The 26,505-nt window shown below is 61.8% G+C and carries 31 protein-coding genes; 20 read left to right on the forward strand and 11 right to left on the reverse strand.

The window, feature by feature from the left end; all coding sequences use genetic code 11:
• Positions 1–229 precede the first annotated feature (229 nt).
• The 5 genes from AO064_RS19185 (at position 230) to AO064_RS19205 (ending at position 4,113) form a co-directional block, all read left to right on the forward strand.
• Positions 230–799 (forward strand): YqgE/AlgH family protein, encoded by a 570-nt coding sequence (locus tag AO064_RS19185; RefSeq protein WP_015886337.1) that lies wholly within the window; start codon positions 230–232, stop codon positions 797–799.
• A complete protein-coding gene (ruvX, locus tag AO064_RS19190) occupies positions 799–1,236 on the forward strand; it encodes a Holliday junction resolvase RuvX (protein ID WP_003176676.1) in 438 nt (145 codons plus the stop codon). Before AO064_RS19185 ends, ruvX begins: the two co-directional genes overlap by 1 nt.
• 73 nt (positions 1,237–1,309) lie before the next feature.
• Positions 1,310–1,816 carry a bifunctional pyr operon transcriptional regulator/uracil phosphoribosyltransferase PyrR gene (gene pyrR / locus AO064_RS19195; RefSeq protein WP_015886338.1) on the forward strand — a complete coding sequence of 169 codons (507 nt, stop codon included), beginning with the start codon at positions 1,310–1,312 and terminating at the stop codon, positions 1,814–1,816.
• 24 nt (positions 1,817–1,840) lie between these two features.
• Entirely contained in the window at positions 1,841–2,845 is a 1,005-nt protein-coding gene (locus tag AO064_RS19200; protein WP_015886339.1) for an aspartate carbamoyltransferase catalytic subunit, read from the forward strand.
• The gene (locus AO064_RS19205; protein WP_064054318.1) at positions 2,842–4,113 is read left to right on the forward strand and encodes a dihydroorotase; all 1,272 of its coding nucleotides are present in this window, start codon (positions 2,842–2,844) and stop codon (positions 4,111–4,113) included. The genes AO064_RS19200 and AO064_RS19205 overlap by 4 nt, the downstream gene beginning before the upstream one ends.
• 85 nt (positions 4,114–4,198) lie before the next feature.
• Here the strand turns inward: AO064_RS19205 and AO064_RS19210 are convergent, their stop codons facing one another.
• Complete coding sequence (locus AO064_RS19210) at positions 4,199–4,609, reverse strand: NINE protein (protein ID WP_167355335.1); 411 nt, start codon at positions 4,607–4,609, stop codon at positions 4,199–4,201.
• A 268-nt stretch (positions 4,610–4,877) separates the two neighbouring features.
• Between AO064_RS19210 and AO064_RS19215 the strand changes: the two genes are divergently transcribed.
• Positions 4,878–5,513: a C40 family peptidase gene (locus AO064_RS19215; protein WP_046034944.1), complete on the forward strand. Its 636-nt coding sequence runs from the start codon at positions 4,878–4,880 to the stop codon at positions 5,511–5,513.
• Positions 5,514–5,636: 123 nt separating this feature from the next.
• Here AO064_RS19215 and AO064_RS19220 read toward each other — a convergent pair whose 3' ends face one another.
• The gene (locus AO064_RS19220) at positions 5,637–6,671 is read right to left on the reverse strand and encodes a type IV pilus twitching motility protein PilT (protein WP_064054320.1); all 1,035 of its coding nucleotides are present in this window, start codon (positions 6,669–6,671) and stop codon (positions 5,637–5,639) included.
• 57 nt (positions 6,672–6,728) lie between these two features.
• Between AO064_RS19220 and AO064_RS19225 the strand changes: the two genes are divergently transcribed.
• From AO064_RS19225 to AO064_RS19265, 9 genes are all read left to right on the forward strand, one after another.
• Positions 6,729–7,415, forward strand: a complete 687-nt coding sequence (locus AO064_RS19225) for a YggS family pyridoxal phosphate-dependent enzyme (protein WP_064054321.1) — start codon at positions 6,729–6,731, stop codon at positions 7,413–7,415.
• Positions 7,416–7,448: 33 nt separating this feature from the next.
• Entirely contained in the window at positions 7,449–8,267 is an 819-nt protein-coding gene (proC, locus tag AO064_RS19230; RefSeq protein ID WP_046034942.1) for a pyrroline-5-carboxylate reductase, read from the forward strand.
• A 9-nt stretch (positions 8,268–8,276) separates the two neighbouring features.
• Positions 8,277–8,867 carry a YggT family protein gene (locus AO064_RS19235; protein ID WP_015886346.1) on the forward strand — a complete coding sequence of 197 codons (591 nt, stop codon included), beginning with the start codon at positions 8,277–8,279 and terminating at the stop codon, positions 8,865–8,867.
• Positions 8,868–9,002: 135 nt separating this feature from the next.
• On the forward strand, positions 9,003–10,142 hold the full coding sequence (metX, locus tag AO064_RS19240; RefSeq protein WP_046034941.1) for a homoserine O-succinyltransferase MetX: 1,140 nt from the start codon (positions 9,003–9,005) through the stop codon (positions 10,140–10,142).
• Positions 10,143–10,149: 7 nt separating this feature from the next.
• On the forward strand, positions 10,150–10,770 hold the full coding sequence (metW, locus tag AO064_RS19245) for a methionine biosynthesis protein MetW (protein ID WP_003234603.1): 621 nt from the start codon (positions 10,150–10,152) through the stop codon (positions 10,768–10,770).
• A 21-nt stretch (positions 10,771–10,791) separates the two neighbouring features.
• Positions 10,792–11,226: a DUF4426 domain-containing protein gene (locus AO064_RS19250; protein ID WP_015886348.1), complete on the forward strand. Its 435-nt coding sequence runs from the start codon at positions 10,792–10,794 to the stop codon at positions 11,224–11,226.
• On the forward strand, positions 11,223–11,819 hold the full coding sequence (gene rdgB, locus AO064_RS19255) for an RdgB/HAM1 family non-canonical purine NTP pyrophosphatase (RefSeq protein ID WP_043206037.1): 597 nt from the start codon (positions 11,223–11,225) through the stop codon (positions 11,817–11,819). The genes AO064_RS19250 and rdgB overlap by 4 nt, the downstream gene beginning before the upstream one ends.
• A complete protein-coding gene (gene hemW / locus AO064_RS19260) occupies positions 11,816–13,018 on the forward strand; it encodes a radical SAM family heme chaperone HemW (RefSeq protein ID WP_064054322.1) in 1,203 nt (400 codons plus the stop codon). Before rdgB ends, hemW begins: the two co-directional genes overlap by 4 nt.
• A gap of 17 nt (positions 13,019–13,035) precedes the next feature.
• On the forward strand, positions 13,036–13,359 hold the full coding sequence (locus AO064_RS19265) for a DUF3392 domain-containing protein (protein WP_016972961.1): 324 nt from the start codon (positions 13,036–13,038) through the stop codon (positions 13,357–13,359).
• A gap of 141 nt (positions 13,360–13,500) precedes the next feature.
• Here the strand turns inward: AO064_RS19265 and trmB are convergent, their stop codons facing one another.
• From trmB to AO064_RS19285, 4 genes are all read right to left on the reverse strand, one after another.
• Positions 13,501–14,226, reverse strand: a complete 726-nt coding sequence (gene trmB / locus AO064_RS19270) for a tRNA (guanosine(46)-N7)-methyltransferase TrmB (protein WP_015886352.1) — start codon at positions 14,224–14,226, stop codon at positions 13,501–13,503.
• A gap of 9 nt (positions 14,227–14,235) precedes the next feature.
• Positions 14,236–15,030 carry a thiazole synthase gene (locus AO064_RS19275; protein WP_064054323.1) on the reverse strand — a complete coding sequence of 265 codons (795 nt, stop codon included), beginning with the start codon at positions 15,028–15,030 and terminating at the stop codon, positions 14,236–14,238.
• Positions 15,031–15,082: 52 nt separating this feature from the next.
• Positions 15,083–15,283, reverse strand: coding sequence for a sulfur carrier protein ThiS (thiS, locus tag AO064_RS19280; RefSeq protein WP_015886354.1), 201 nt, complete (start codon positions 15,281–15,283; stop codon positions 15,083–15,085).
• A 71-nt stretch (positions 15,284–15,354) separates the two neighbouring features.
• On the reverse strand, positions 15,355–15,732 hold the full coding sequence (locus tag AO064_RS19285; protein WP_015886355.1) for a DUF423 domain-containing protein: 378 nt from the start codon (positions 15,730–15,732) through the stop codon (positions 15,355–15,357).
• 74 nt (positions 15,733–15,806) lie between these two features.
• Here AO064_RS19285 and mtgA point away from each other — a divergent pair, with 74 nt between their 5' ends.
• Positions 15,807–16,529, forward strand: coding sequence for a monofunctional biosynthetic peptidoglycan transglycosylase (gene mtgA, locus AO064_RS19290; RefSeq protein WP_064054324.1), 723 nt, complete (start codon positions 15,807–15,809; stop codon positions 16,527–16,529).
• 121 nt (positions 16,530–16,650) lie between these two features.
• Here mtgA and rpoH read toward each other — a convergent pair whose 3' ends face one another.
• The 4 genes from rpoH to ftsY form a co-directional block, all read right to left on the reverse strand.
• A complete protein-coding gene (gene rpoH, locus AO064_RS19295; protein ID WP_003176698.1) occupies positions 16,651–17,505 on the reverse strand; it encodes an RNA polymerase sigma factor RpoH in 855 nt (284 codons plus the stop codon).
• Between the two features lie 129 nt (positions 17,506–17,634).
• On the reverse strand, positions 17,635–18,660 hold the full coding sequence (gene ftsX, locus AO064_RS19300) for a permease-like cell division protein FtsX (RefSeq protein ID WP_015886357.1): 1,026 nt from the start codon (positions 18,658–18,660) through the stop codon (positions 17,635–17,637).
• Positions 18,657–19,328 (reverse strand): cell division ATP-binding protein FtsE, encoded by a 672-nt coding sequence (gene ftsE, locus AO064_RS19305; protein WP_003234627.1) that lies wholly within the window; start codon positions 19,326–19,328, stop codon positions 18,657–18,659. The genes ftsX and ftsE overlap by 4 nt, the downstream gene beginning before the upstream one ends.
• Positions 19,325–20,716 (reverse strand): signal recognition particle-docking protein FtsY, encoded by a 1,392-nt coding sequence (gene ftsY, locus AO064_RS19310; RefSeq protein ID WP_064054325.1) that lies wholly within the window; start codon positions 20,714–20,716, stop codon positions 19,325–19,327. The genes ftsE and ftsY overlap by 4 nt, the downstream gene beginning before the upstream one ends.
• Positions 20,717–21,053: 337 nt before the next feature.
• Between ftsY and AO064_RS19315 the strand changes: the two genes are divergently transcribed.
• The 4 genes from AO064_RS19315 (at position 21,054) to AO064_RS19330 (ending at position 25,639) form a co-directional block, all read left to right on the forward strand.
• Positions 21,054–22,409 (forward strand): M16 family metallopeptidase, encoded by a 1,356-nt coding sequence (locus AO064_RS19315; RefSeq protein ID WP_064054326.1) that lies wholly within the window; start codon positions 21,054–21,056, stop codon positions 22,407–22,409.
• A complete protein-coding gene (locus AO064_RS19320) occupies positions 22,402–23,892 on the forward strand; it encodes a M16 family metallopeptidase (RefSeq protein WP_064054327.1) in 1,491 nt (496 codons plus the stop codon). The genes AO064_RS19315 and AO064_RS19320 overlap by 8 nt, the downstream gene beginning before the upstream one ends.
• On the forward strand, positions 23,892–24,500 hold the full coding sequence (rsmD, locus tag AO064_RS19325; protein ID WP_064054328.1) for a 16S rRNA (guanine(966)-N(2))-methyltransferase RsmD: 609 nt from the start codon (positions 23,892–23,894) through the stop codon (positions 24,498–24,500). The genes AO064_RS19320 and rsmD overlap by 1 nt, the downstream gene beginning before the upstream one ends.
• Positions 24,501–24,646: 146 nt before the next feature.
• The gene (locus AO064_RS19330) at positions 24,647–25,639 is read left to right on the forward strand and encodes a hydrolase (protein ID WP_064054329.1); all 993 of its coding nucleotides are present in this window, start codon (positions 24,647–24,649) and stop codon (positions 25,637–25,639) included.
• Here the strand turns inward: AO064_RS19330 and AO064_RS19335 are convergent.
• A complete protein-coding gene (locus tag AO064_RS19335) occupies positions 25,626–26,480 on the reverse strand; it encodes a sulfurtransferase (protein ID WP_064054330.1) in 855 nt (284 codons plus the stop codon). The two genes, AO064_RS19330 and AO064_RS19335, sit on opposite strands and share 14 nt — an antisense overlap.
• Between the last annotated feature and the right edge of the window lie 25 nt (positions 26,481–26,505).

Genomic DNA, 26,505 nt, shown 5'->3' on the forward strand with positions numbered 1-26,505 from the left:
GCCCCTGTAGAAGCTGGCTTGCTGTGGTGAGCGGGCTTGCCCCGCGCTGGGGGGGCGAAGCCCCCCCAATCCAGGCACTGAAGTTCTCCAGCTAAAATGAAACATCCTGTTTTGGGGCGGCTTCACAGCCCAGCGCGGGGCAAGCCCGCTCACCCCAACAACCGTGTTTGCCACAATTATGGTCCACCCCAGCTTGTCAGTTCGCCCCTCCACCGCCACACTAGCGGACATGAAAAATGTCAGCCCGACCTACCTCAAGCACCAATTCCTGATCGCCATGCCCCATATGGCCGACCCGAACTTTGCGCAGACCTTGACCTACATCGTCGAGCACACCGCCAAAGGTGCCATGGGGTTGGTCATCAACCGCCCGCAAGAGCTGAACCTGGCGGATATCCTTGAGCAACTGCGCCCGGAGGTCGACCCTCCAGCCCGCTGCCAGGGCGTGCCGATCTACATCGGCGGGCCGGTGCAGACCGATCGCGGCTTTGTGCTACACCCCACCGGGCCGAAGTTCCAGGCCACGGTCGACCTGGAAGGCGTGTCGCTGTCCACTTCACAGGACGTGCTATTCGCCATCGCGGACGGCGTGGGCCCTGAGCAAAGTGTGATCACCCTCGGCTACGCGGGTTGGGAAGCCGGCCAACTGGAAGCCGAGTTGGCCAGCAACGCGTGGCTGACCTGCCCCTTCGACGCCGAAATCCTGTTCAACACCCCCAGCGAACTGCGCCTGGAGGCAGCCGCGGCCAAACTGCGCGTCAACCTCAACCTGCTGACCAGCCAGGCGGGGCACGCCTGATGGCTTTGCGCTTAATCCTCGGTTTTGACTACGGCACCAAGCAGATCGGCGTAGCCGTCGGCCAGGTCATCACCGGCCAGGCTCGCGAACTGTGCACCTTGAAAGCCCAGAACGGCATACCGGACTGGAACCAGGTCGAGGCCCTCATTAAAGAGTGGAAGCCCGACGCCGTGGTGGTTGGCCTGCCCTTGAACATGGATGGCACGCCCAGCGACATGTGCCTGCGCGCGGAAAAATTCGCCCGACGCCTCAATGGCCGCTACAACATCCCCTTCTATACCCACGACGAACGCCTGACCACCTTCGAAGCCAAGGGTGAGCGCCGTGACCGTGGCGGCCAGAAGGGCAGCTACCGCGACAACCCCGTGGACGCCATCGCCGCCGCGCTGCTGTTGCAGGGTTGGCTGGACGAAAACACCGCTTTATTTGAATCCTGACTGACGCGGCTTGCCGCGTCTTTTTACGTTTGAGCCCGGACCTTGCCTGCGCCAAGGTCCTGAAGGAGCCTGCATGAGCTTGCCGAACCCCGCCGAACTGATCAGCCAAATGGCCAAAAACCTCACGGCCCATCTGCAACACCGTGCCATCAGCGAGCCACGTTTCATTGGCATTCGCACCGGTGGTGTGTGGGTGGCCCAGGCGTTGCTGGAAGCGCTGGGCAGTGACTCGCCCCTCGGCACCCTGGATGTGTCCTTCTACCGCGATGACTTCAGTCAGAACGGCCTGCACCCGCAAGTGCGTCCGTCGGCGCTGCCTTTCGAAATCGAAGGCCAGCACCTGGTGCTGATCGACGACGTGCTGATGAGCGGTCGCACCATCCGCGCCGCCATGAACGAATTGTTCGACTATGGCCGCCCGGCCAGCGTGACGCTGGTGTGCCTGCTGGACCTGGACGCCGGTGAGTTGCCGATCAGCCCGGATGTGGTCGGCGCCACCCTGTCGCTGCAAGCCCACCAACGGGTAAAATTGTCCGGTCCCACGCCGCTCGAACTCGAACTGCAAGACCTCGCCCTTTAAACCGCCTTGTAAAGAGTCCCCGCGATGACGCCTCTAGATGCCAAGCGCCCGCTGCAGCTCAATGCTCAGGGTCAGTTGCAACACTTCTTGTCCCTCGACGGTTTGCCCCGCGAACTGCTGACTGAAATCCTCGACACCGCCGACTCATTCCTCGAAGTCGGTGGCCGCGCGGTGAAGAAGGTCCCGCTGTTGCGCGGCAAGACCATCTGCAACGTGTTCTTCGAGAACTCCACCCGCACCCGCACCACCTTTGAACTGGCGGCCCAGCGACTGTCGGCCGACGTGATCACGCTGAACGTGTCCACCTCGTCGGCGAGCAAGGGCGAAACCCTGCTCGACACCCTGCGCAACCTGGAAGCCATGGCCGCCGACATGTTCGTGGTACGCCACGGCGACTCCGGCGCCGCGCACTTCATCGCCGAGCACGTGTGCCCGCAGGTAGCGATCATCAACGGCGGCGACGGCCGTCACGCCCACCCGACCCAGGGCATGCTCGACATGCTCACTATCCGTCGGCACAAGGGCAGCTTTGAAAACCTCTCGGTAGCCATCGTCGGCGACATCCTGCACTCGCGAGTGGCGCGCTCGAACATGCTGGCCCTGAAAACCCTGGGTTGCCCGGACATCCGCGTGATCGCGCCGAAAACCCTGCTGCCGATCGGTATCGAGCAGTACGGCGTGAAGGTCTACACCGACATGGCAGAAGGCCTCAAGGATGTGGATGTGGTGATCATGCTGCGCCTGCAACGCGAACGGATGTCCGGTGGCCTGCTGCCGAGCGAAGGCGAGTTCTACCGCCTGTTCGGCCTGACCACTGCACGCCTGGCCGGCGCCAAACCGGATGCCATCGTGATGCACCCTGGCCCGATCAACCGTGGCGTGGAGATTGAGTCGGCGGTGGCCGACGGTAACCAGTCGGTGATCCTCAACCAGGTGACCTACGGCATCGCCGTGCGCATGGCGGTGTTGTCCATGGCCATGAGCGGGCAAACCGCGCAACGTCAATTCGAGCAGGAGAACGCCCAGTGAAGCTCAGCATCCTCGGCGCCCGCGTCATCGATCCGGCCAGTGGCCTGGATCACGTCACCGACCTTCATCTGGAAGCCGGCAAGATCATCGCCATCGGCGCCCCGCCCGCAGGCTTCAGCGCCAGCGAGACCCTAGACGCCAAAGGCCTGGTGGCCGCGCCTGGCCTGGTCGACCTGAACGTCGCCCTGCGCGAGCCAGGCTACAGCCGCAAGGGCAACATCATCAGCGAAACCCGCGCCGCTGCAGCCGGTGGCGTGACCAGCCTGTGCTGCCCGCCGCACACCAAGCCGGTGCTGGACACCTCGGCGGTTACCGAACTGATCCTCGACCGCGCCCGTGAGGCCGGCAATTGCAAAGTGTTCCCTATCGGCGCCCTGAGCAAAGGCCTGGAAGGCGAACAACTCGCCGAGCTGATCGCCCTGCGTGACGCCGGTTGCGTGGCCTTCGGCAACGGCCTGGAAAGCTTTCGCAGCACCCGGACGCTGTTACGCGCCCTGGAATACGCAGCCACCTTCGACCTGACGGTGATCTTCCACTCCCAGGACCGCGACTTGGCTGAAGGCGGCCTGGCCCATGAAGGCGCCGTGGCCAGCTTCCTCGGCCTGCCGGGCATTCCGGAAACCGCCGAAACCGTGGCCCTGGCCCGTGACCTGCTGCTGGTGGAACAAAGCGGTGTGCGTGCGCACTTCAGCCAGTTGACCAGCGCCCGAGGCGTCGCCCTTATCGCCCAGGCACAGGCGCGCGGACTGCCGGTCACGGCGGATGTGGCGTTGTATCAGTTGATCCTGACGGATGAGGCGCTGATCGACTTCTCCAGCCTGTACCACGTGCAACCGCCGCTGCGCACCCTGGCCGACCGCGAAGGTTTGCGTGCGGCGGTCAAGTCCGGTGTGGTCTCGGCGATTTCCAGCCATCACCAGCCCCATGAGCGGGATGCCAAGCTGGCACCGTTTGGCGCGACAGAGCCGGGCATCAGCAGCGTCGAACTGTTGCTGCCGCTGGCGATGACACTGGTGGAGGACGGATTGCTGGACTTGCCGACACTGCTGGCACGCCTCAGCACCGGCCCGGCTGAGGCATTGCGCCTGCCGGCGGGTAAGTTGGCGGTGGGTTCGGCGGCGGACCTGGTGCTGTTTGACCCGGCCCGCTCCACGGTTGCCGGGGAGCAATGGCTGTCCAAAGGTGAAAACTGCCCGTTCATCGGCCATAGCCTGCCGGCGACGGTGCGCTACACCTTGGTGGATGGGCGGATCAGCTACCAAGCCTGAAAAATCCCACATCTAATGTGGGCATGATCAATGTGGGAGGGGGCTTGCCCCCTCCCACATGTTGATCTCCACCAGAAGTTAAAGATCAGCGGCCGCTGTTGCGCTCGGCATTACGGATCGATATCTGTGTATTCAACGTCCAGAAGTCATACAACACCCCTACCAAGAACAAACCGCCGGTCAGCAGGTAGATCAGGCCGGTGATCCATTTGCCTTGGTACATGCGGTGCACGCCAAACACCCCGAGAAACGCCAACAGCACCCAGGCCACGTTGTATTCGATCGGCCCGGCGGTAAAACGCAGGTCCGCTTCACGGTCCATGGACGGGATCAGGAACAGGTCGATCAGCCAGCCGATACCCAGCAAGCCAAAGGTGAAAAACCAGATCGTGCCGGTCACCGGCTTGCCGTAATAGAAGCGGTGCGCCCCAGTAAAACCAAAAATCCACAGCAGGTAACCGATCACCTTGCTGTGGGTGTCTTGCTGCGAACCAATCTGCTGATAGGTGTTCATCGCGTACCTCTTTTGCCTCGATAGATAAATTTTTTCACTTTCTTTGTGACTTTTTTACAGGCGCCCGACGTACGGCAAATGGTATCTTCCCTGCCCTGAAAGCCTTATGCCACCTGACTCGTGTAGGACAATTGCGGCGAATCGTCGCGTTTTTCCTGATTTTGACGTCAAGGTTCAGTCGACAAACGGCCTGAGAACGACACAAAAAGCTGTTATAAAGTTGCGCGCAAACCCATAAGAGCCACGCCTAATGCGACCATTTTTCAAGACATGGCTAACCATTTGCCTATTAATGCCACTGGCCGCCCACGCCACCAATCGTGAGCAACGACTTCCTAACGTTAACGGTTTCACCCCTAAAGTTCACAGCACACCAAGCACGGCCAAATCGGTAAAGCTGACCGTCAACCGCCCGACTCAACTGAGCAAGGCCCACGGTAAAGCAAACCCGGCCCTGATGGCAGTCAACACCAAACAGAGCAGCACCGTCCTCAGCCGCGCCGTGAACGTGCTCGGTACTCCTTATCGTTGGGGCGGCAGCAGCCCAAGTAAAGGGTTCGACTGCAGTGGTTTGGTGAAATATGCGTTTAACGACGTAGCGGCCGTGGATTTGCCGCGCACCTCCAACGCCATGGCCGCCGGCCACGGGCAGAAGGTTGACCGCAAGGACCTGAAACCGGGTGACCTGCTGTTCTTCAAACTGAAGAGCCGCCAGGTGAACCACGTTGCCATCTACCTGGGCAACGACCGTTTCATCCACGCACCGCGCCGTGGCAAGGCGGTCAGCATCGACACGCTGAAGAAGCCGTTCTGGGACAAGAACTACGTGATCGCCAAGCGGGTGCTGCCGAAAGAGCAGAACAATCTGCGGGTCGTCCAGCGCTGATTCCAGGCTGAAATGCGGTAAACAATGTGGGAGGGGGCTTGCCCCCGATAGCGGTGGATCAGTCAGCTTATTTGTAGCTGACCCACTGTAATCGGGAGCAAGCCCCCTCCCACATTTGGATCTTCATATCTCCCCAGGCACCCTCGCCTTCTCCCGTGCGTCTTCACGACTGATCACCCCCTCCCCGACCAGCGCCTTCAAGCTCATATCCAACGTCTTCATCCCCAACGCCCCACCGGTCTGGATCGCTGAGACCATCTGCGCCACCTTGTCCTCGCGGATCAGATTGCGAATGGCCGGCGTGCCCAGCATGATTTCATGGGCCGCCACGCGCCCGCCGCCGACCTTCTTCACCAGGACCTGGGACACCACCGCCTGCAACGACTCCGACAGCATCGAGCGGACCATGGCCTTTTCCCCCGCCGGGAACACGTCCACCAGCCGGTCTACGGTCTTTGCCGCAGACGTGGTGTGCAGGGTGCCAAATACCAGGTGTCCGGTCTCAGCCGCTGTCAGCGCCAGGCGAATGGTTTCCAAGTCGCGCAATTCGCCTACCAGGATCACGTCCGGGTCTTCACGCAGCGCCGAGCGCAGAGCGGTCGAAAAACTGTGAGTGTCACGGTGCACCTGGCGCTGGTTGATCAGGGCGGTCTTGGACGTGTGGATAAACTCGATAGGGTCTTCCAGAGTGAGGATGTGCTGGCGCCGATGCTGATTGAGAAAATCGATCATCGCCGCCAGGGTGGTGGACTTGCCCGAGCCGGTCGGGCCGGTCACCAGCACCAAGCCGCGTGGCAGCTGGGCGATACGCCGGAACACTTCGCCAAGGCCAAGGCTTTCCAGGCTTTGCACCTCGCTGGGAATCGTGCGAAACACCGCCCCCATGCCACGGTCCTGCGTGAACACATTGGCCCGGAAGCGCGCCACGCCAGGCAGTTCGAACGCAAAATCCGTTTCAAGAGATGTTTCGAAATCCTTTTGCTGGTGCTGATTGAGCAACGGGCTCAATAAGTCCGCCACTTGCCGGGGTGAGAGCACCGGCCAATCCAACGGCCACACCTCGCCATCCACCCGCAACATCGGCGCCAGGCCGGCCGACAGATGCAGGTCGGAGGCGCCACGGCTTACGCTGGCCGCCAGCAATTCAGTGATATCCATAGGGCTTTCCATTTCCAGTAGAATGCCGCGGACTCCATATCCACGGGCGCATCTTGAATGTCGACGATAGCAGACAACATCGGCCAGGTTAGCCAGCGCATCCGCGCCGCAGCCGACGCCGTGCAACGTGACGCAAGCAGCATCCACCTGCTGGCCGTGAGCAAGACCAAACCCGCGCAAGCCGTGCGCGAAGCCTATGCCGCCGGAATGCGCGACTTTGGCGAGAACTATCTGCAGGAAGCCTTGGGCAAACAGGCCGAATTAACCGACCTGCCCTTGAGTTGGCACTTCATCGGCCCCATTCAATCGAACAAGACGCGCGCTATCGCCGAGAACTTCGCTTGGGTGCATTCCGTGGACCGCCTCAAAGTTGCACAACGCCTGTCCGAACAACGCCCGGCCGACCTGCCACCGCTGAACATCTGCATCCAGGTCAACGTCAGTGGCGAAGCCAGCAAGTCCGGCTGTACGCCCGCCGACCTGCCCGCCCTGGCCAATGCGATCAGCGCCCTGCCGCGCCTGAAGTTGCGTGGCCTGATGGCGATTCCTGAGCCGACTGAAGATCGTGCCGCGCAAGATGCAGCGTTTGCCGCTGTACGCGACCTGCAAAACAGCCTGAACCTGCCGCTCGACACACTTTCCATGGGCATGAGCCACGACCTTGAGTCGGCCATCGCCCAAGGCGCCACCTGGGTGCGGATCGGTACCGCCCTGTTTGGCGCCCGCGACTACGGCCAGCCATGAAATGGCTGACTTCCATCTGAGTAAGGACCTGTCATGAGCAACACGCGTATTGCCTTTATCGGCGCCGGTAACATGGCGGCCAGCCTGATCGGTGGCCTGCGGGCCAAGGGCCTGGACGCCGCGCAGATCCGCGCCAGCGACCCCGGCGCCGACACCCGTGCCCGCGTCAGCGCCGAGCACGGTATTGAAACCTTTGCCGACAACGCCGAGGCCATCCGTGGCGTCGATGTGATCGTGCTGGCGGTGAAGCCGCAGGCCATGAAGGCCGTGTGCGAAAGCCTTCGCCCGAGCCTGCAACCGCAGCAACTGGTGGTGTCCATCGCCGCCGGCATTACCTGCGCCAGCATGAATAACTGGCTGGGCGCCCAGCCGATCGTACGCTGCATGCCCAACACCCCAGCGCTGGTCAGCCAAGGCGTGAGCGGCTTGTACGCCACCGCCGAAGTGAGCGCCGAACAACGCAACCAGGCGCAAGCGCTGCTGTCCGCCGTGGGCACCGCCCTGTGGTTGGAACACGAGCAGCAGCTGGACGCGGTCACCGCCGTGTCCGGCAGCGGCCCGGCGTATTTTTTCCTGTTGATCGAAGCCATGACCGCCGCCGGGGTGAAGCTGGGACTGTCCAAGGACGTTGCCGAGCAACTCGCCGAGCAGACCGCCTTGGGTGCCGCGCATATGGCGGTTGCCAGCGATGTGGACGCGGCCGAGTTGCGCCGCCGCGTGACCTCCCCCGGCGGCACCACACAGGCGGCCATCGAGTCGTTCCAGGCCGGGGGCTTTGAAGCCTTGGTGGAAAAAGCATTGAGTGCCGCTGCGCACCGCTCGGCGGAACTCGCCGAACAACTGGGCAAATAAGGAGCCAACATGATTGGTTTGAACACCGCAGCCGTCTACGTGCTGCAAACCCTCGGCAGCCTGTACCTGCTGATCGTACTGATGCGCTTCGTGCTGCAACTGGTACGCGCGAACTTCTACAACCCGCTGTGCCAGTTCATCGTCAAGGCCACCCAGCCGCTGCTCAAGCCGTTGCGTCGAATCATCCCGAGCCTGTTCGGCCTGGACATGTCGTCGCTGGTGCTGGCGATCCTGGTGCAGTTGGCCTTGATGGCGCTGACCCTGCTGCTGACCTACGGCACCACCGGCAATTTCGTACAGTTGCTGATCTGGGCGATCATCGGCGTGACCGCGCTGTTCCTGAAGATCTTTTTCTTCGCCTTGATCATCAGCGTGATCCTGTCCTGGGTCGCGCCGGGTAGCCACAACCCTGGCGCCGAGCTGGTGAACCAGATCTGCGAACCGGCCCTGGCGCCGTTCCGCAAGCTGCTGCCGAACCTGGGCGGCCTGGATATTTCGCCGATCCTGGCGTTCATGGTGCTCAAGTTGCTGGATATGCTGGTGATCAACAACCTGGCGGCGATGACCATGATGCCGGACATTCTGCGTTTGCTGATCTAACGCGGATCAAATGTGGGAGCAAGCCTGCTCCCACATTTTCGAACTGCACACTGAATTCAATCCGCGCAGGCCTTTGCTTGCCGCTGGGGTTCGCGCTCTTTAGACTTACGCCTCATTTAAACGAGAGCAGGGTCGATGCCAACTGCCTTTCCCCCCGATTCTGTTGGACTGGTCGTGCCCCAAATGGCGCACTTCAGCGAACCGCTGGCCCTGGCCTGCGGCCGTTCGCTGCCTGCCTACGACCTGATCTATGAAACCTACGGCCAACTGAATGCCACGGCGAGCAACGCCGTGCTGATCTGCCACGCCTTGTCCGGCCATCACCACGCTGCCGGCTTCCACTCGGTCGACGAGCGCAAACCCGGCTGGTGGGACAGTTGCATCGGCCCCGGCAAACCCATCGACACGAACAAGTTCTTTGTGGTCAGCCTGAACAACCTCGGCGGCTGCAACGGCTCCACCGGCCCGAGCAGCGTCAACCCTGAGAACGGCAAGCCGTTCGGCGCGGACTTCCCGGTGCTCACCGTGGAAGACTGGGTGCACAGCCAGGCGCGCCTGGCCGACCTGCTGGGCATCGACCAATGGGCCGCCGTGATCGGCGGCAGCCTGGGCGGCATGCAAGCGCTGCAATGGACCATCACTTACCCCGATCGCGTGCGCCATTGCCTGGCCATCGCCTCGGCTCCTAAATTGTCGGCGCAGAACATCGCCTTCAACGAAGTGGCGCGCCAGGCGATCCTGACCGACCCTGAGTTCCACGGTGGTTCGTTCCAGGAGGCCGGTGTGATCCCCAAGCGCGGCCTGATGCTGGCGCGGATGGTCGGTCACATCACTTACCTGTCCGATGACTCCATGGGCGAGAAATTCGGCCGTGGCCTCAAGAGCGAGAAGCTCAACTACGACTTCCACAGCGTCGAGTTCCAGGTAGAAAGCTACCTGCGTTATCAGGGTGAGGAGTTCTCGGGGCGTTTCGACGCCAACACCTATTTGCTGATGACCAAGGCGTTGGACTACTTCGACCCAGCCGCCAACTTTGATGACGACCTGGCGAAAACCTTCGAAGGCGCCACGGCCAAGTTCTGCGTGATGTCATTTACCACCGACTGGCGCTTCTCGCCGGCGCGCTCCCGCGAGCTGGTGGATGCTCTGATGGCTGCGCGCAAGGACGTCTGCTACCTGGAGATCGATGCACCGCAAGGCCACGACGCCTTCCTGATCCCGATCCCACGCTACTTGCAGGCCTTCAGCAATTACATGAACCGCATAACTTTGTGAGAACGCCATGAGAGCCGACCTGGACATCATCCAAGACTGGATCCCCGCCGGCAGCCGCGTGCTCGACCTTGGGTGCGGCGATGGCGAACTGCTGAGCTGGCTGCGCGACCACAAGCAAGTCACCGGCTACGGCCTGGAAAACGACCCGGACAACATCGCCCAGTGCGTGGCCAAGGGCATCAACGTGATCGAGCAGGACCTGGACAAGGGCCTGGGCAACTTTGCCAGCAACAGCTTCGATATCGTGGTGATGACCCAGGCCCTGCAGGCGGTGCACTACCCGGACCGCATCCTCGACGAGATGCTGCGCGTAGGTCGCCAGTGCATCATCACCTTCCCCAACTTCGGGCATTGGCGCTGCCGCTGGTACCTGGCCACCAAGGGCCGCATGCCGGTGTCGGACTTCCTGCCGTACACCTGGTACAACACGCCGAACATCCACTTTTGCACCTTCGAAGATTTCGAAGCCCTGTGTGGCGAGCGTGAAGCCAAGGTGATCAACCGCCTTGCCGTCGATCAACAGCATCGCCACGGCTGGGCGAGTAAGCTATGGCCCAATCTGTTGGGCGAAATCGGTATTTATCGGGTCAGCAGTCCTGGCCTGACGGACCACAAGATTGCCGTCTAATCATTTTCAAGAGGGACGATCATGAGTCGTTTGGCTGTTTTTCTATTGACCGCATGCCTGGGTGCCAGCGCCATGGCCGCGGACGCTATCGACGCTAATCGCAAGAAAGACTTCGGCGATATCACCGTTCACTACAACACGTTCACCTCCAGCTTCCTGCAACCGGAAACCGCCCAGAAAGTCGGCGTGGTGCGCAGCAAAGAGAAGGGCTTGATCAACGTGACCGTGATCAAGGGCGTGACCCCGGTGGCCGCGCAAGTGACGGGCACCATCAAGGATTTGGGTGGCAAAAGCGAGATCCTCACCTTCAAGCAAATCAACGAGAAAGGTGGCATCAATTATCTCGCGCCCTACGCCGTGACCCAGCGCGAATACAAGACCTTTACCATCAACGTTGAAACCGGCGGCAAAGCCCATAGCTTCCAATTCAACCAGGAACTGTTTCCGGCGGAATGATGAACCTTACCCAACTCGTACTGGCCAGCCATAACGCCGGCAAGCTTAAAGAACTGCAAGCCATGCTCGGCGATTCCGTGCAGTTGCGCTCGATCGGCGAGTTCAGCCAGGTGGAGCCGGAAGAGACCGGCCTGTCGTTCGTCGAGAACGCCATCCTCAAGGCGCGTAATGCTGCGCGTATCTCCGGCCTGCCTGCGCTGGCGGACGACTCGGGCCTGGCGGTGGACTTCCTCGGCGGTGCGCCGGGCATCTACTCGGCACGCTACGCCGATGGCAAGGGCGACGCCGCCAACAACGCCAAGCTGCTGGATGCGCTCAAGGGCGTGCCCGACGCCGAGCGCGGCGCACAGTTCGTCTGCGTGCTGGCCCTGGTGCGGCATGCCGATGACCCGCTGCCGATCCTGTGCGAAGGCCTGTGGCACGGGCGCATCCTGCACGCGGCCAGTGGTGAGCACGGTTTTGGCTATGACCCGCTGTTCTGGGTGCCGGAACGTAACGTTTCCAGCGCCGAACTGAGCCCGGCCGATAAGAATCAGATCAGCCACCGTGCTCGCGCAATGGATTTGCTGCGCCAACGCCTGAGCCTGAAATGACCCAGAACACCTCTGCGCAGCCACTGATCCACGGTGGCGCGCAAACACTTCGGGCGGCCTTGCCTGTGCTGCCGCCTCTGGCGCTGTATATCCATATCCCGTGGTGCGTGCGCAAATGCCCCTATTGCGACTTCAACTCCCACACCGCCAGTAAAGTGCTGCCGGAAGAAGAGTACGTGGACGCCCTGTTGGCCGACCTCGATCAGGACCTGCACGCGGTTTACGGTCGCGAACTGAACTCGATCTTCTTTGGTGGCGGTACGCCGAGCCTGTTCAGCGCCGCAGCGTTGGGCCGTTTGCTCAAGGGTGTGGAAGCGCGCATCCCGTTCGCCAGTGATATCGAGATCACTCTGGAAGCCAACCCCGGGACGTTCGAGCAGGAAAAGTTCGTGGCGTACCGCAAGCTGGGGATCAATCGCCTGTCCATCGGTATCCAGAGCTTCCAGCAGCAAAAGCTCGAGGCTCTGGGCCGTATTCACAACGGCGATGAAGCCGTACGCGCTGCCGGTATGGCGCGCCAGGCCGGGTTCGATAACTTCAACCTGGACTTGATGCACGGTTTGCCCGATCAGTCCCTGGACGACGCTTTGAGCGACCTGCGCCAGGCCATCGCGCTGAAGCCGACGCACTTGTCCTGGTACCAGCTGACCCTGGAACCCAACACCGTGTTCTGGAACCAGCCGCCCGCGCTGCCGGAGGACGACACCTTGTGGGATATCCAGGAAGCCGGCCAGGCACTGCTCGCCGAACACGGTTATGCGCAATATGAAGTGTCGGCTTATGCCCAACCGGGCCGCCCGGCGCGGCATAACCTCAACTACTGGAGCTTCGGTGACTTCATTGGCATCGGCGCCGGTGCCCACGGCAAACTCAGCCACCCCGACGGACGCATTGTACGTACCTGGAAGACCCGAGCACCGAAGGACTACCTCAACCCGGCCAAAAGCTTCCAGGCCGGCGCGAAAGAACTGACTAACGAAGAACTGCCGTTCGAATTTTTGATGAACGCCTTGCGCCTGACCGAAGGCGTCGAAGCGAAGCTCTACGCTGAGCGCACCGGGCTGGCGTTGTCGAGCCTGGATGAAGGCCGCCGCGAGGCAGAACAAAGTGGCTTAATGCAGGTCGAACCGTCACGCCTGGCGGCGACCGACCGCGGGCAACTCTTTCTCAATGACCTGTTGCAGAAGTTTTTGAGCTGACGCTCTAAGGAAATCGAATGGATTTGGTACTCGACCTGCTCGCCACCGTATCCCGTTGGAGCCGTAGCAACCTGTCGGAAATCTCCCTGGCCCTCGTCGGCTGCCTGCTGGTGCTGTTTGGCGCCGATATCAAAGGCTGGGTGGAAGCGCGCTTGGGCAGCATCGCAGGCGCATTGCGCGTCCCGTTGATGGCGTTGGTGTGCATGATCGGCAGCGGCGCGGCGTTGATCTATGCCACGCCGTGGATTGTACGGGGGTTGAGCCAGTTCAATAACTACAGCCTGGCGCCGGTGTTGGTGGTGGTGCTGGTACTGATCGGTGTAGTCGCCGACCGCCGCTGATCCTGAGCAAAACGTCGATACAAATGTGGGAGGGGGCTTGCCCCCGATGGCGGTGGACCAGTCACTGTTTGTGGTGACTGACACTCCGCTATCGGGGGCAAGCCCCTCCCACATTTGATTGCATTTCAAGCTAATGGTGAGTTACGCCAACTTCTCGAACTTCAGATCCCACACCCCATGCCCCAACCGCTCGCCACGGCGTTCGAACTTGGTGATCGGGCGTTCAGCCGGGCGTGGCACGCATTTGCCGTCTTCCGCCAGGTTGCGATAGCCGGGGGCGACGTTCATCACTTCCAGCATGTATTCCGCGTAGGGTTCCCAGTCGGTGGCCATGTGCAGGATGCCGCCAACCTTGAGCTTACTGCGTACCAGCTCCGCGAAGGAGGCCTGGACGATGCGGCGCTTGTGGTGACGGGCTTTGTGCCATGGGTCAGGGAAGAACAGCATCAGGCGGTCGAGGCTATTGTCGGCGATGCAGCGGTTGAGCACTTCAATCGCGTCGCAGTCGTAGACCCGCAGGTTGGTCAACCCTTGGGTCAACACACCATTGAGCAGCGCGCCGACACCGGGGCGGTGGACCTCCACGCCGATGAAGTCCTGGTCCGGCGCGGCGGCCGCCATTTCCAGCAGGGAGTGGCCCATGCCGAAGCCGATTTCCAGGGAACGCGGGGCCGAACGGCCGAACACCTGGTCGTAGTCCACCGGCGCGTCGGCCAAGGGCAACACGAACAGGGGCGTACCTTGCTCCAGGCCCTTTTGCTGGCCTTCGGTCATGCGACCGGCACGCATCACAAAACTCTTGATGCGGCGGTGCTTGGACTCGTCGCCTGCTTCCGGGGTGTTCGGCGTTTCGTTTGATTCAGTCATCAATGGCTCTTACTTGATCAGACCATCCAGCGGCGAAGAGGCGCTGGCGTAGAGTTTTTTCGGCATGCGACCAGCGAGGTAGGCCAGGCGGCCCGAGACGATGGCGTGGTTCATGGCTTCGGCCATCATGATCGGTTGCTGGGCATGGGCGATGGCCGAGTTCATCAGCACTGCGTCGCAGCCCAGCTCCATGGCGATGGTCGCGTCGGAGGCCGTGCCCACGCCCGCATCCACCAGCACCGGGATCTTGGCTTCTTCAAGGATGATCTGCAGGTTGTACGGATTGCAGATACCCAGGCCGGAACCGATCAGGCCGGCCAGCGGCATCACGGCAATACAGCCGATTTCCGCCAGTTGCCGCGCGATGATCGGGTCATCGCTGGTGTAGACCATCACGTCGAAGCCTTCCTTGACCAGGGTTTCAGCGGCCTTGAGGGTTTCGATCACGTTGGGGAACAGGGTTTTCTGGTCAGCCAGCACTTCCAGCTTCACCAGGTTGTGGCCGTCGAGCAGCTCACGGGCCAGGCGGCAGGTGCGCACGGCTTCGATGGCGTCGTAGCAACCGGCGGTGTTCGGCAGGAAGGTGTAGCGATCCGGCGACAGCACTTCGAGCAGGTTCGGCTCGCCTTCGATCTGGCCGAGGTTGGTGCGGCGCACGGCGAAGGTGACGATCTCGGCGCCCGAGGCTTCGATGGCCAGGCGGGTTTCTTCCATGTCGCGGTACTTGCCGGTGCCGACCAGCAGACGGGACTGGTAGGTACGACCGGCCAGGACGAAGGGCTTGTCGCTACGAACGATGCTCATGGGAAATCCTCGAAATGGGGTGAGGTTCTGCAGAATTCAGGAAGCTGCGCGATCAGCCGCCGCCGATGGCGTGGACCACTTCGACCTGGTCACCTTCGGTGAGCGCGGTCTCGGCGTGCAGGCTACGCGGGACGATATCCAGGTTAAGTTCCACTGCGACGCGACGCCCGGTGAGGTCCAGGCGGGTCAGCAGGGCCGCAACGGTTTCACCGTCGGGCAGTTCAAAGGATTCGCCGTTCAACTGAATGCGCATGCCACGGGCCGCCATCGTTTTTAGGGGCCCGCATTCTAGCCCGATCAAGGTTGATGACCCAAGTCCCTCGGTCAGATCGCCTGCAAGCGCCAGGCAGCCAGCCCCAGGAAAAACCAGCCCAGCAAGAACGCCAACCCGCCAAATGGCGTGATGATGCCCAGCTTGCTGATGCCCGTCATCGTCAGCACATACAAGCTGCCGGAGAACAACAGGATGCCGACAGTAAAGGAGATGCCCGCCCAGCTGACCAACCGACCAGGAATATGCGCGGCCAGCAGCGCTACGCCGAACAGCGCCAAGGTATGTACCAGTTGGTAGGTCACCCCGGTATGGAAGATCGCCAGGTACTCGGCGCTCAAGCGGTTTTTCAGGCCATGGGCGGCGAACGCGCCAAGGGCCACACCGGTGAAGCCAAAAAAGGCAGCCAGCATCAGAAAGCTACGCAGCATCAGGAACTCCAGTCAGACTCATCGGGCAGGGTCTGTATAATGGCCCGCTCAACGGGTTCGGCCAAGCCATCTCTATGCTGCGTCTCCTCTTCAAACGCTTTCTCAATGTCGTTAAATGGTTTGCCATCGCCAGTGTGCTGTTGGTGCTGCTGTTTCGCGTCGTCCCGCCGCCCTTCACCGCGCTGATGGTGGAGCGCAAGGTCGAATCCTGGTTCGACGGCGAACCCATTGACCTGCAGCGCAGTTGGGTGCCGTGGGACGAGATCTCCGATGACCTCAAAGTGGCGGTGATGGCCGGTGAAGACCAGCGTTTCCCGCAGCACTGGGGCTTTGATTTCGGCGCGATCCAGGCGGCTATCCAGCACAACGAGCGCGGTGGTTCGATACGCGGCGCCAGCACGTTGAGCCAGCAGGTGTCGAAAAACCTGTTCCTGTGGGCCGGCCGCAGTTATTTGCGCAAAGGCCTGGAGGCTTGGTTTACCGGGCTGATCGAGGTGTTGTGGCCCAAGCAGCGGATTCTTGAGGTGTACCTCAATAGCGTGGAGTGGGATGAAGGCGTCTTCGGCGCGGAAGCAGCCGCGCGGCATCACTTTGGGGTGAGTGCCAAGGGGTTATCGCGGCAGCAGGCCAGCTATTTGGCCGCGGTGTTGCCGAACCCTCGGGTGTGGAGTGCCAGTCATCCGACGGCGTACGTGGCAAGGCGCGCGGCTTGGATTCGGCAGCAGATGGGTCAGTTGGGTGGCGATGGTTACTTGGTTGAGCTGAACAACTCCCGCAAGGCCCCCTGGTCCGACTGACACAACACAAACAACTGTGGGAGGGGGCTTGCCCCGATAGCGGTGGACCAGTCACTTTGATGTTAACTGACACTCTGCTATCGAGGGCAAGCCCCCTCCCACATTTTTACCGCGCAGCGTTTTAGGCGGCGATCGACAACTTCAGCTTATTCATCGCGCTTTTCTCAAGCTGACGAATCCGCTCGGCCGACACGTTGTACTTCTGTGCCAGGTCGTGCAGCGTGGCTTTTTCTTCCGCCAGCCAGCGCTGGTAGAGGATGTCACGGCTGCGGTCGTCCAGCACTTCCAGCGCTTCGTGCAGGTTGTGGTTGGAGTTGTCACTCCAGTCCGCATCCTCCAGTTGACGCGCCGGGTCGTACCGGTGGTCTTCCAGGTAGTTGGCCGGCGATTGGAAGGCGCTGTCGTCGTCCGCTTCGGCGGCCGGATCGAAGGCCATGTCATGGCCGGTCAGGCGGCTTTCCATCTCGCGCACTTCACGCGGCTCCACACCCAGGCTTTCGGCCACGCGGTGGACTTCCTCGTTGTTCAGCCACGCCAAGCGTTTTTTCTGGCTGCGCAGGTTGAAGAACAGCTTGCGCTGGGCCTTAGTGGTCGCGACTTTCACAATGCGCCAGTTGCGCAGGATGAACTCGTGGATTTCCGCCTTGATCCAGTGCACAGCGAACGACACCAGGCGCACACCCATCTCAGGGTTGAAGCGCTTTACCGCCTTCATCAGGCCAACGTTGCCTTCCTGGATCAGGTCAGCCTGGGCCAGGCCGTAGCCGCTATAGCTACGGGCGATATGTACGACAAAACGCAGGTGGGCGAGCACCATCTGCCGAGCCGCCCCCAAATCCTGCTCATAGTAGAGACTCTCGGCCAGTTCACGCTCCTGCTCGGGCGTCAGCAATGGAATGCTGTTGACCGTGTGCACATAGGCTTCCAGGTTCGCACCCGGGACCAAGGCATAAGCAGGTTGCAAAGAAGTGGTCATACGAAAAAACCTCCGACTCACATAACTCGTGCAGTTCAGCACTGCGAAAATTGACCGGGAACCGTAGGACAAGTTCCCTAAATCACTGATACGGTCAATACAAACGAAACCACATTAATCTGACATTAACTACTTCGGTGCCAGCTCACGTAAATGCCGAGCGACCGCAATCCAAGCACCGATATACCCCAACAATACCGCGCCAAGCAAGAGACTAAGACCATCGGCTACCGGCACACCGGCCAGCGCGAAATCGCTGCCGTAGAGTCCGGCAAGCCCGACCACCGCGTCGTTCAGCCAGTCTAGGCCAAATGCCAGCACCCCCCAGGACAAAATCCCTGCCCCGAAGCCATAAAGCGCGCCCATGTACAGAAATGGACGACGCACATAGCTGTCCGTGCCGCCGACCAGTTTAATCACTTCTATCTCTGTGCGACGGTTTTCAATATGAAGACGAATGGTATTACCTATCACCAAAAGTAATGCAGACACCAACAGCACCGTCAGGCCGAACACAAACCGGTCGCCGAGCTTGAGGATCGCCGCCAGGCGCTCTACCCAGACTAGATCAAGTTGTGCCTGCTGCACCTTCGGCATCTCTGCGAGCTTTTGTCGCAGGGCCTCCAGCGCCGGCTTGTCGACTTCATTCGGCGTCACCAGCACCACGCCCGGCAGCGGGTTCTGCGGCAACTCCTTGAGCGCCTCGCCCAGGCCGGATTGTTGCTGGAACTCTTCCAGCGCCTGATCGCGGCTGATGTACTCGGCATCCGCCACGCCGGGCAGGTTCTTGATGTCATCGCGCAAGGACTCGCCGTCTTTAGCGCTGGCGTCGATGTTCAAGTACAGCGAGATCTGCGCCGCGCGCTGCCAGGAGCCGCCCAGGCGCTCCACATTATTAAGCAGCAGCGACAGGCCCATCGGCAGGCTAAGGGCCACCGCCATCACCAGGCAGGTGAAAAAGCTGCCGATCGGCTGTTTGCCCAGGCGGCGCAGGCTGTCGAGCAGGCTGGCGCGATGGCTTTCGATCCAGGCGCGCAGCAAGGTGCCGAAGTCCGGACCGTCGTCATCGTGATCGTGTTTTTTCTTCTGCGGTTGCGGGTCGGCCGGTTTCGGCGCCACGCGCTCGGAGACTTTTGGGCTGCGTGTTGCACTCATACGCCGGCCTCCCCATCACCGATCAGGCGGCCGCGTTGCAGGGTCAGCATGCGATGGCGCATGCGTGCGATCAGCGCCAGGTCGTGACTGGCGATCAGCACGCTGGTGCCCAAGCGGTTGATGTCTTCGAACACCCCCATGATCTCGGCCGCCAGGCGCGGGTCGAGGTTACCGGTGGGTTCGTCCGCCAGCAGCAGGGCCGGGCGATGGACGATGGCGCGGGCGATGCCGACGCGCTGTTGCTGACCGGTGGAGAGGTCGCCAGGGTAGAGATCGGTCTTGTCCGACAGCGCCACGCGCTCCAGGGCCGAATCCACGCGCTTGACGATCTCGGCCTTGGACAGCCCGAGGATCTGCAACGGCAGCGCCACGTTGTTGAACACGGTGCGATCGAACAGCAACTGGTGATTCTGGAACACCACGCCGATCTGGCGGCGCAGGAACGGGATTTGCGCATTGCTGATGGTTGCCAGGTCCTGGCCGGCCAGCAGCAGTTTGCCGGTGGTCGGGCGCTCCATGGCCAGCAGCAGGCGCAGCAACGTACTTTTACCGGCGCCGGAGTGGCCGGTGACAAACAGAAATTCGCCGCGACGCACTCGAAAGCTCAGCTCATGCAAGCCGACATGCCCGTTGGCATAGCGTTTACCGACCTGTTCGAATCGAATCATGAACGCTCCCGCTCGGCAAAGAGTGCCTGTACAAAGGGTTCGGCTTCAAAGGTGCGCAGGTCATCAATGCCTTCACCGACACCGATATAACGAATCGGCAACCCGAACTGTTTGGCCAGGGCGAAGATCACACCGCCCTTGGCCGTGCCGTCGAGCTTAGTCAATGCCAGGCCGGTCAGTTGGACCGTCTGGTTGAATTGTTTGGCCTGGCTGATGGCGTTCTGGCCGGTACCGGCATCCAGCACCAACAGAACCTCGTGCGGCGCGTCTGCGTCGAGCTTGCCGATCACGCGACGGACTTTTTTCAGCTCTTCCATCAAATTGTCTTTGGTGTGCAGGCGACCGGCGGTATCGGCGATCAGCACATCGATGTTCCGCGCTTTGGCGGCCTGCACCGCATCGAAGATCACCGAGGCGGAATCGGCACCGGTGTGCTGGGCGATGACCGGGATCTTGTTGCGCTCACCCCAGACCTGCAACTGTTCAACCGCTGCGGCACGGAACGTATCGCCCGCCGCCAGCATCACCTTCTTGCCTTCGGACTGCAGCTTTTTGGCCAGCTTGCCGATGGTGGTGGTCTTGCCGGCGCCGTTGACGCCCACCACCAGGATCACAAACGGCTTTTTCGGGGTGATCACCAGCGGCGCTTCCACCGGCTTGAGCATGGCGGCCAGCTCGGCCTGCAGGGATTTGTACAGCGCGTCGGCGTCGGTCAGTTGCTTGCGCGCGACCTTCTGGGTGAGGCTCTGGATGATCACGGCGGTGGCTTCGACACCCACGTCGGCGGTGAGCAGGCGGGTTTCGATGTCTTCCAGCAATTCGTCATCGATGACCTTTTTACCCAGGAACAAGCTGGCCATGCCTTCGCCGATACTGGCGCTGGTCTTGCTCAGGCCTTGCTTGAGGCGGGAGAAAAAGCCAGCTTTGCTGGTTTCAACAGGGGCAACGGGTTGCTCGATGACCGCAGGAGCGGCAACCAATGGCTCGACCGCCACGGGTGCTGGTGCTGGTGCTTCAACGATAACCGGCTGCGGCTCAACGATCACCGGAATCGGTGGAACCACATGCTCGGCCTGCACATCTTCAACCAGTGCCACGGGCTCTTCAGCCACCGGCAGTTCCAGCCATGGCTTGTGCTCGGGTTCCGGCTCAGGTTCCGGCTCGGCCTCGGCGACCGGCTGCAATACCGGCTCAGCCATCGGCAATACCACCGGCGCCGGGGTTTCGGCGACCGGCTCGGCTTCTACTATAGGCTCGGGGATCGGTTCGGCTTGAACCTGCGGCTGTTCGTCAACGGTTTCCTGCGGCTTTTTGCGCAGCCATCCGAACAGGCCTTTTTTCTCGCCAGCCGGGGCTGGGGTCTTCTTGTCGTCGTTGGAACCAAACATGGAGACGGCTATCTCAAGGTAGCGATGCGCCAGGGCGCCTCGGTAAATAAATTCGATGCAGAACAGACTGCTTTAACGCCCGCTTGTTCATGCGCAACATTTTGTAAGGCGTAAATAAAGGCCTCAACAAATCGACTCAATATAGGACTGAAGCGACAAAATCGGCGAAAAGTGGAAGATCATCGGGGAAACCCTCCATCTATTCCAACATTCCTACGACCGGATTCGGGACAAGATGACTACCGCAGTGGCCGTCCCTAAATCGGATCAGTATCCTAGCACCTCCTCGCCCGCCGACGCTAAGACCAAGCGGGCAGCCCAACAGGTTTAAAAACGAATGAATGCTCTAGCCCGCCGCGCCGCAGGCCTGCTGTTCAGCACAGTTTGTCTGCCTCTTTCAGCCTTGGCTGCCGACCCACAACCCACCCACGAATTCACCTTGGACAACGGCCTAAAAGTCGTCGTGCGCGAAGATCATCGCGCCCCGGTGGTGGTTTCCCAGGTCTGGTACAAGGTCGGTTCGAGCTATGAAACCCCGGGCCAGACCGGTTTGTCCCACGCCTTGGAACACATGATGTTCAAGGGCAGCGCCAAGGTCGGCCCCGGCGAAGCCTCGCTGATCCTGCGCGACCTGGGCGCCGAAGAGAACGCCTTCACCAGCGATGACTACACCGCTTACTACCAGGTGCTGGCCCGCGACCGCCTGGGCGTTGCCTTCGAGCTGGAAGCCGACCGCATGGCCAGCCTGCGCCTGCCGGCCGACGAGTTCAGCCGCGAGATCGAGGTCATCAAAGAAGAGCGTCGCCTGCGCACCGACGACAACCCGATGTCCAAGGCCTACGAGCGTTTCAAGGCCATGGCATTCCCCGCCAGCGGCTACCACACGCCGACCATCGGCTGGATGGCTGACCTGGACCGCATGAAAGTCGAAGAGCTGCGGCACTGGTACCAATCCTGGTACGTACCGAACAACGCCACCCTGGTCGTGGTCGGCGACGTCACCCCGGACGAGGTGAAGAACCTCGCCCAGCGCTACTTCGGCCCGATTCCCAAGCGCGACGTACCACCGGCCAAGATCCCGATGGAACTGGCCGAACCCGGCGAGCGCCAGCTGACCCTGCATGTGCAGACCCAACTGCCGAGTGTGATGCTGGGCTTCAACGTACCCGGCCTGGCCACCGCCGACGACAAACGCTCGGTACAGGCTCTGCGCCTGATCTCCGCCTTGCTGGACGGCGGCTACAGCGCACGTATCTCCGAGCAGCTGGAGCGCGGTGAAGAGCTGGTCTCTGCTGCGTCCACCAACTACGACGCCTATACCCGCGGTGACACCCTGTTCATGTTGAGCGCCACACCCAACCAGCAGAAAAAGAAAACCGTCGCCCAAGCGGAAGCCGGCCTGTGGCGCCTGCTGGACGAGCTGAAGGCCAAGCCGCCGACCGCCGAAGAACTGGAACGCATCCGCGCCCAGATCATTGCCGGCCTGGTCTACCAGCGTGACTCCATCACCAGCCAGGCCACGGCCATTGGCTCCCTGGAGACCGTCGGCCTGTCGTGGAAATTGATGGACACCGAACTTGCCGACCTGCAAAGCGTGACGCCGGAAGATATCCAGAAAGCCGCACGCACCTATTTCACCCGCGAACGTCTCAGCGTCGCCCATGTCCTGCCTCAGGAGACCGCTCATGAGTGATCGCAAAAGCAGCCGCCTGATCCTGCCTGGCCTGATCGTCGTTACCCTGATCGCCGCCGGTGCCGTGTACTTCCTGCGCCCGAGCGAATCCGTCGCCAGCCAGGCCTTGGAAAAAGCCCAATCGAGCAACCAGCTGCAATCCCTGGCGGAACTGGACGGCAAAGCCCCGACCAACCGCAAGCTCGATGTGCAAACCTGGACCACCGCCGAAGGCGCCAAGGTGTTGTTCGTCGAAGCCCATGAACTGCCGATGTTCGACGTGCGCATCCTGTTCGCCGCCGGCAGCAGCCAGGACGGCAACGTACCTGGCCTGGCGCTGATGACCAACGCCATGCTCAACGAAGGCGTGCCGGGCAAGGATGTGAGCCAGATCGCCCGCGACTTCGAAGGCCTGGGCGCGGACTTTGGCAATGGCGCGTACCGCGACATGGCGCTGGTGTCCCTGCGCAGCCTCAGCGACAGCGACAAACGCGACGCGGCGCTCGCGCTGTTTGACGACGTGATCGGCAAACCGACCTTCCCGGCCGACTCCCTCGCGCGAATCAAAAACCAGATCCTGGCCGGCTTTGAATACCAGAAGCAAAACCCCGCCAAGTTGGCCAGCCTTGAACTGTTCAAGCGCCTGTACGGCGATCACCCTTATGCACACCCCACCGAAGGCACGCCAGAGAGCGTCCCGAAGATTACCCTGGCACAGCTGCAGGCCTTCCACGCCAAGGCATACGCAGCGGGCAACGCGGTGATTGCGGTGGTCGGCGACCTGACCCGCGCCGAAGCCGAAGCCATGACGGCCAAGGTTTCCGCATCGCTGCCCAAGGGCCCGGCCCTGGCAAAAATCGCCCAGCCGACCGAACCCAAACCAGGTTTGAGCCGTATCGAATTCCCGTCCAAGCAAACGCACCTGCTGTTCGCGCAACTGGGCATCGACCGCGCCGACCCGGACTACGCCGCCTTGTCGCTGGGTAACCAGATCCTCGGCGGTGGTGGTTTCGGCACCCGTTTGATGAGCGAAGTGCGCGAGAAACGTGGCCTGACCTACGGCGTGTACTCCGGCTTCTCGCCGATGCAGGTACGCGGACCGTTCATGATCAATCTGCAAACCCGCGCAGAAATGAGCGGCGGCACCTTGCGCCTGGTCGAGGACGTGGTGGCCGACTACCTCAAGACCGGCCCGACGCAAAAGGAGCTGGATGACGCCAAGCGCGAGCTGGCCGGCAGCTTCCCGTTGTCTACCGCGAGCAACGCCGATATCGTCGGGCAGTTGGGCGCCATGGGTTTCTATAACCTGCCGCTGAGCTATCTGGAAGATTTCATGAAACAATCCCAGGCCCTGACCGTAGATCAGGTCAAGGCTGCAATGAACAAACACTTGAGTGCCGACAAGATGGTCATCGTGACCGCCGGCCCGACCATTGCGCAAAAGCCACTACCGCCCCCCACTGATAAACCCGCCGAGCAGCCGCTCGGGGTTCCGGAGCATTAATGGCCAGTTCATCTCGCCCGAAAAAACCTGTCCACAACGTGCATAACGGTGTGGGCCAACTGCGCATCATTGGCGGTGAATGGGGCAGCCGCAAGCTGAGCTTCCCTGACGTCGTAGGCCTGCGCCCGACGCCGGACCGCGTGCGTGAAACCCTGTTCAACTGGCTTGCGCCGTACATCGCCGGCGCCAAGGTGCTGGACCCGTTCGCCGGCAGCGGCGCACTGTTCCTGGAGGCGCTGTCCCGCGGTGCCGCACAGGCTCAGGCGCTGGATGCGAGCAATGTCGCAGTCTCCAGCCTCAAGGAACACCTGGGCACCCTGCGCTGCACCAACGGTCAGGTGCAAACCGCCGACGCGCTGCGCTACCTCGAAACCCAGGCCGCCAGCGAATACGACGTGGTGTTCCTCGACCCGCCGTTCAACCAGAACCTGCTGCCGACCGTGTGCGCACTGCTGGAAGAACGTCAATGGCTGGCACCGGACGCGTGGATCTACACTGAAAGCGAGACCGCGCCTTCTACCCTGGGCTTACCGGGCGCATGGCGCCTGCACCGGGAGCAGAAGTCCGGGCGGGTGTATTACGCGTTGTGGCACCGCAGCGCCGCCTGACCCGTAGTGAGCGGGCTTGCCCCGCGCCGGGTGGCGAAGCCGCCCCAAAACCAGGCACCTGCAGTCCGCCTGGAAGAATGCATTGACCGGATTAGGGCGGCTTCGCCACCCAGCGCGGGGCAAGCCCGCTCACCACAGAGATTTGCATGAACCCTTGCGCTGAAAAATTCACCCCCGCCTTCGGCCTCGGCAACCCCCACCTGCAAACGCTGTGGGGCCCGCTGTGGCGACCCACCACCCACATCGAACGCCAACGCGAACGTCTGTGGCTGGAAGACGGCGACTTCCTCGACCTCGACTGGCACGGCCCCCACGACGCGCAAGCGCCGTTGGTGCTGGTGTTGCACGGGCTGACGGGCTCCTCCAACTCGCCCTACGTGGCCGGCCTGCAAAAAGTCCTTGCCGCGCAAGGCTGGGCCAGCGCGGCGCTGAACTGGCGCGGGTGCTCGGGCGAACCAAATCTGTTGGCGCGCAGCTATCACTCGGGCGCGAGCGAAGACCTGGCAGCGACGATTGCCCATCTGCGGGCCAAGCGGCCGTTGGCACCGCTGTACGCCGTGGGTTATTCACTGGGTGGCAATGTGCTGCTCAAGCATTTGGGCGAAACCGGCGAGGCGTCAGGGCTGCAAGGCGCGGCGGCGGTGTCCGTGCCGTTTCGTCTGGACCAGTGTGCGGACCGTATCGGCCTGGGCTTTTCGCGGGTTTACCAGAAGCATTTCATGCGTGAAATGCTGGCGTATATCCGCGTCAAACAAAGCCGCTTTCTACAGGATGGGCGGGCGGATGGGCTGAAAACCCTGGAAGCCCTGGGCTCATTGGAGAAGATGCGCACGTTCTGGGATTTCGATGGCCGGGTTACCGCGCCACTGCACGGCTTCTTGAGTGCAGAGGACTATTACCGCCGTGCATCGAGCCGCTATTACCTGGGCGATATCCGCACACCCACCCTGATCATCCAGGCAGCGGATGACCCGTTTGTGTTCGCCCACAGCCTGCCCGAGGCACATGAACTGTCGGCGTGCACGGAGTTTGAACTGCTGGCCAAAGGGGGGCATGTCGGCTTTGTCGAAGGAACCCTGAAGCGCCCCGGTTATTACCTGGAGCGCCGCATTCCTGACTGGCTGCTCAGTCGCCGGTAGCGATTGCCCGCGCTGGATCGTTAATCCACTCACTCCACGACCCCGCATACAACTTGCCCAACGGATACCCCGCCAGGCTCAAGGCGAACAGGTTGTGGCACGCCGTCACCCCCGAACCGCAATACGCCACCAGCTCATCTGGCGAGCGCCCCTGCAATTGGGTGGCGAAGCGCTGCTTGAGCTGCTCAGCCGGCAGGAAGCGGCCGTCGCTGCCGAGGTTTTCGTTGAACGCCGCACACTGCGCGCCAGGGATGTGCCCGGCAATCGGGTCGATGGGCTCCACTTCACCGCGAAAGCGCGGTTGGGCGCGGGCATCGATCAGGGTCAGGCTGGGTTGGCCCAGGCGTTCTTGTAGGTGTTCGGCGTCCAGCACCATTCGATTATCCGGCGTACCGACGAAAGTGCCCGGCTCAACCACCGGTGCGTCGAGGCTCAACGGGAACCCCGCCGCATGCCAGGCCTTGAGGCCGCCATCCAGAATAAACACGCCATCACGCTTGCCCAGCCAGGCCAGCAACCACCAGGCCCGTGCGGCATAGGCGCCAGGGCCGTCGTCGTAGAGCACCACGTCGGTGTCGGCATTGACGCCCCAGGCCCGCAATTGCTCGGCGAAGGCATTCGCTGCCGGCAATGGATGACGGCCGGTCACGCCCTTGGTCACCGGCCCGCTGAGGTGGCGCTCCAGATCGGCGTACTGCGCGCCTTCGATATGCCCTTCGGCATAGCTGCAGCGCCCGTAATCCGGGTCTTCCAAGGCAAAGCGGCAATCGAGCATCACCACACCGCCGGCCTTCTGGCGTTCGGCCAATTGCTGGGGGCTGATCAGTTGGGCAAGCGGCATGACGGACTCCTATGAACAGATTCGG

Origin of the sequence: Pseudomonas marginalis (assembly GCF_001645105.1) — a bacterium.
GTDB classification, from domain to species: Bacteria; Pseudomonadota; Gammaproteobacteria; order Pseudomonadales; family Pseudomonadaceae; genus Aquipseudomonas; species Aquipseudomonas petroselini.

What these genes read in the sequence shown, in the direction of transcription:
- AO064_RS19185 (WP_015886337.1), top strand. Translation starts at nt 230, where the DNA reads ATGAAAAATGTCAGCCCGACCTACCTCAAGCACCAATTCCTGATCGCC.
- proC (WP_046034942.1), top strand. Translation starts at nt 7,449, where the DNA reads ATGAGCAACACGCGTATTGCCTTTATCGGCGCCGGTAACATGGCGGCC.
- AO064_RS19225 (WP_064054321.1), top strand. Translation starts at nt 6,729, where the DNA reads ATGTCGACGATAGCAGACAACATCGGCCAGGTTAGCCAGCGCATCCGC.
- metX (WP_046034941.1), top strand. Translation starts at nt 9,003, where the DNA reads ATGCCAACTGCCTTTCCCCCCGATTCTGTTGGACTGGTCGTGCCCCAA.
- AO064_RS19220 (WP_064054320.1), bottom strand. Translation starts at nt 6,671, where the DNA reads ATGGATATCACTGAATTGCTGGCGGCCAGCGTAAGCCGTGGCGCCTCC.
- rsmD (WP_064054328.1), top strand. Translation starts at nt 23,892, where the DNA reads ATGGCCAGTTCATCTCGCCCGAAAAAACCTGTCCACAACGTGCATAAC.
- metW (WP_003234603.1), top strand. Translation starts at nt 10,150, where the DNA reads ATGAGAGCCGACCTGGACATCATCCAAGACTGGATCCCCGCCGGCAGC.
- mtgA (WP_064054324.1), top strand. Translation starts at nt 15,807, where the DNA reads ATGCTGCGTCTCCTCTTCAAACGCTTTCTCAATGTCGTTAAATGGTTT.
- AO064_RS19215 (WP_046034944.1), top strand. Translation starts at nt 4,878, where the DNA reads ATGCGACCATTTTTCAAGACATGGCTAACCATTTGCCTATTAATGCCA.
- AO064_RS19200 (WP_015886339.1), top strand. Translation starts at nt 1,841, where the DNA reads ATGACGCCTCTAGATGCCAAGCGCCCGCTGCAGCTCAATGCTCAGGGT.
- AO064_RS19265 (WP_016972961.1), top strand. Translation starts at nt 13,036, where the DNA reads ATGGATTTGGTACTCGACCTGCTCGCCACCGTATCCCGTTGGAGCCGT.
- hemW (WP_064054322.1), top strand. Translation starts at nt 11,816, where the DNA reads ATGACCCAGAACACCTCTGCGCAGCCACTGATCCACGGTGGCGCGCAA.
- ftsY (WP_064054325.1), bottom strand. Translation starts at nt 20,716, where the DNA reads ATGTTTGGTTCCAACGACGACAAGAAGACCCCAGCCCCGGCTGGCGAG.
- trmB (WP_015886352.1), bottom strand. Translation starts at nt 14,226, where the DNA reads ATGACTGAATCAAACGAAACGCCGAACACCCCGGAAGCAGGCGACGAG.
- rdgB (WP_043206037.1), top strand. Translation starts at nt 11,223, where the DNA reads ATGATGAACCTTACCCAACTCGTACTGGCCAGCCATAACGCCGGCAAG.
- thiS (WP_015886354.1), bottom strand. Translation starts at nt 15,283, where the DNA reads ATGCGCATTCAGTTGAACGGCGAATCCTTTGAACTGCCCGACGGTGAA.
- ruvX (WP_003176676.1), top strand. Translation starts at nt 799, where the DNA reads ATGGCTTTGCGCTTAATCCTCGGTTTTGACTACGGCACCAAGCAGATC.
- AO064_RS19275 (WP_064054323.1), bottom strand. Translation starts at nt 15,030, where the DNA reads ATGAGCATCGTTCGTAGCGACAAGCCCTTCGTCCTGGCCGGTCGTACC.
- AO064_RS19315 (WP_064054326.1), top strand. Translation starts at nt 21,054, where the DNA reads ATGAATGCTCTAGCCCGCCGCGCCGCAGGCCTGCTGTTCAGCACAGTT.
- AO064_RS19320 (WP_064054327.1), top strand. Translation starts at nt 22,402, where the DNA reads ATGAGTGATCGCAAAAGCAGCCGCCTGATCCTGCCTGGCCTGATCGTC.
- AO064_RS19250 (WP_015886348.1), top strand. Translation starts at nt 10,792, where the DNA reads ATGAGTCGTTTGGCTGTTTTTCTATTGACCGCATGCCTGGGTGCCAGC.
- ftsE (WP_003234627.1), bottom strand. Translation starts at nt 19,328, where the DNA reads ATGATTCGATTCGAACAGGTCGGTAAACGCTATGCCAACGGGCATGTC.
- AO064_RS19285 (WP_015886355.1), bottom strand. Translation starts at nt 15,732, where the DNA reads ATGCTGCGTAGCTTTCTGATGCTGGCTGCCTTTTTTGGCTTCACCGGT.
- rpoH (WP_003176698.1), bottom strand. Translation starts at nt 17,505, where the DNA reads ATGACCACTTCTTTGCAACCTGCTTATGCCTTGGTCCCGGGTGCGAAC.
- AO064_RS19330 (WP_064054329.1), top strand. Translation starts at nt 24,647, where the DNA reads ATGAACCCTTGCGCTGAAAAATTCACCCCCGCCTTCGGCCTCGGCAAC.
- AO064_RS19235 (WP_015886346.1), top strand. Translation starts at nt 8,277, where the DNA reads ATGATTGGTTTGAACACCGCAGCCGTCTACGTGCTGCAAACCCTCGGC.
- AO064_RS19335 (WP_064054330.1), bottom strand. Translation starts at nt 26,480, where the DNA reads ATGCCGCTTGCCCAACTGATCAGCCCCCAGCAATTGGCCGAACGCCAG.
- pyrR (WP_015886338.1), top strand. Translation starts at nt 1,310, where the DNA reads ATGAGCTTGCCGAACCCCGCCGAACTGATCAGCCAAATGGCCAAAAAC.
- ftsX (WP_015886357.1), bottom strand. Translation starts at nt 18,660, where the DNA reads ATGAGTGCAACACGCAGCCCAAAAGTCTCCGAGCGCGTGGCGCCGAAA.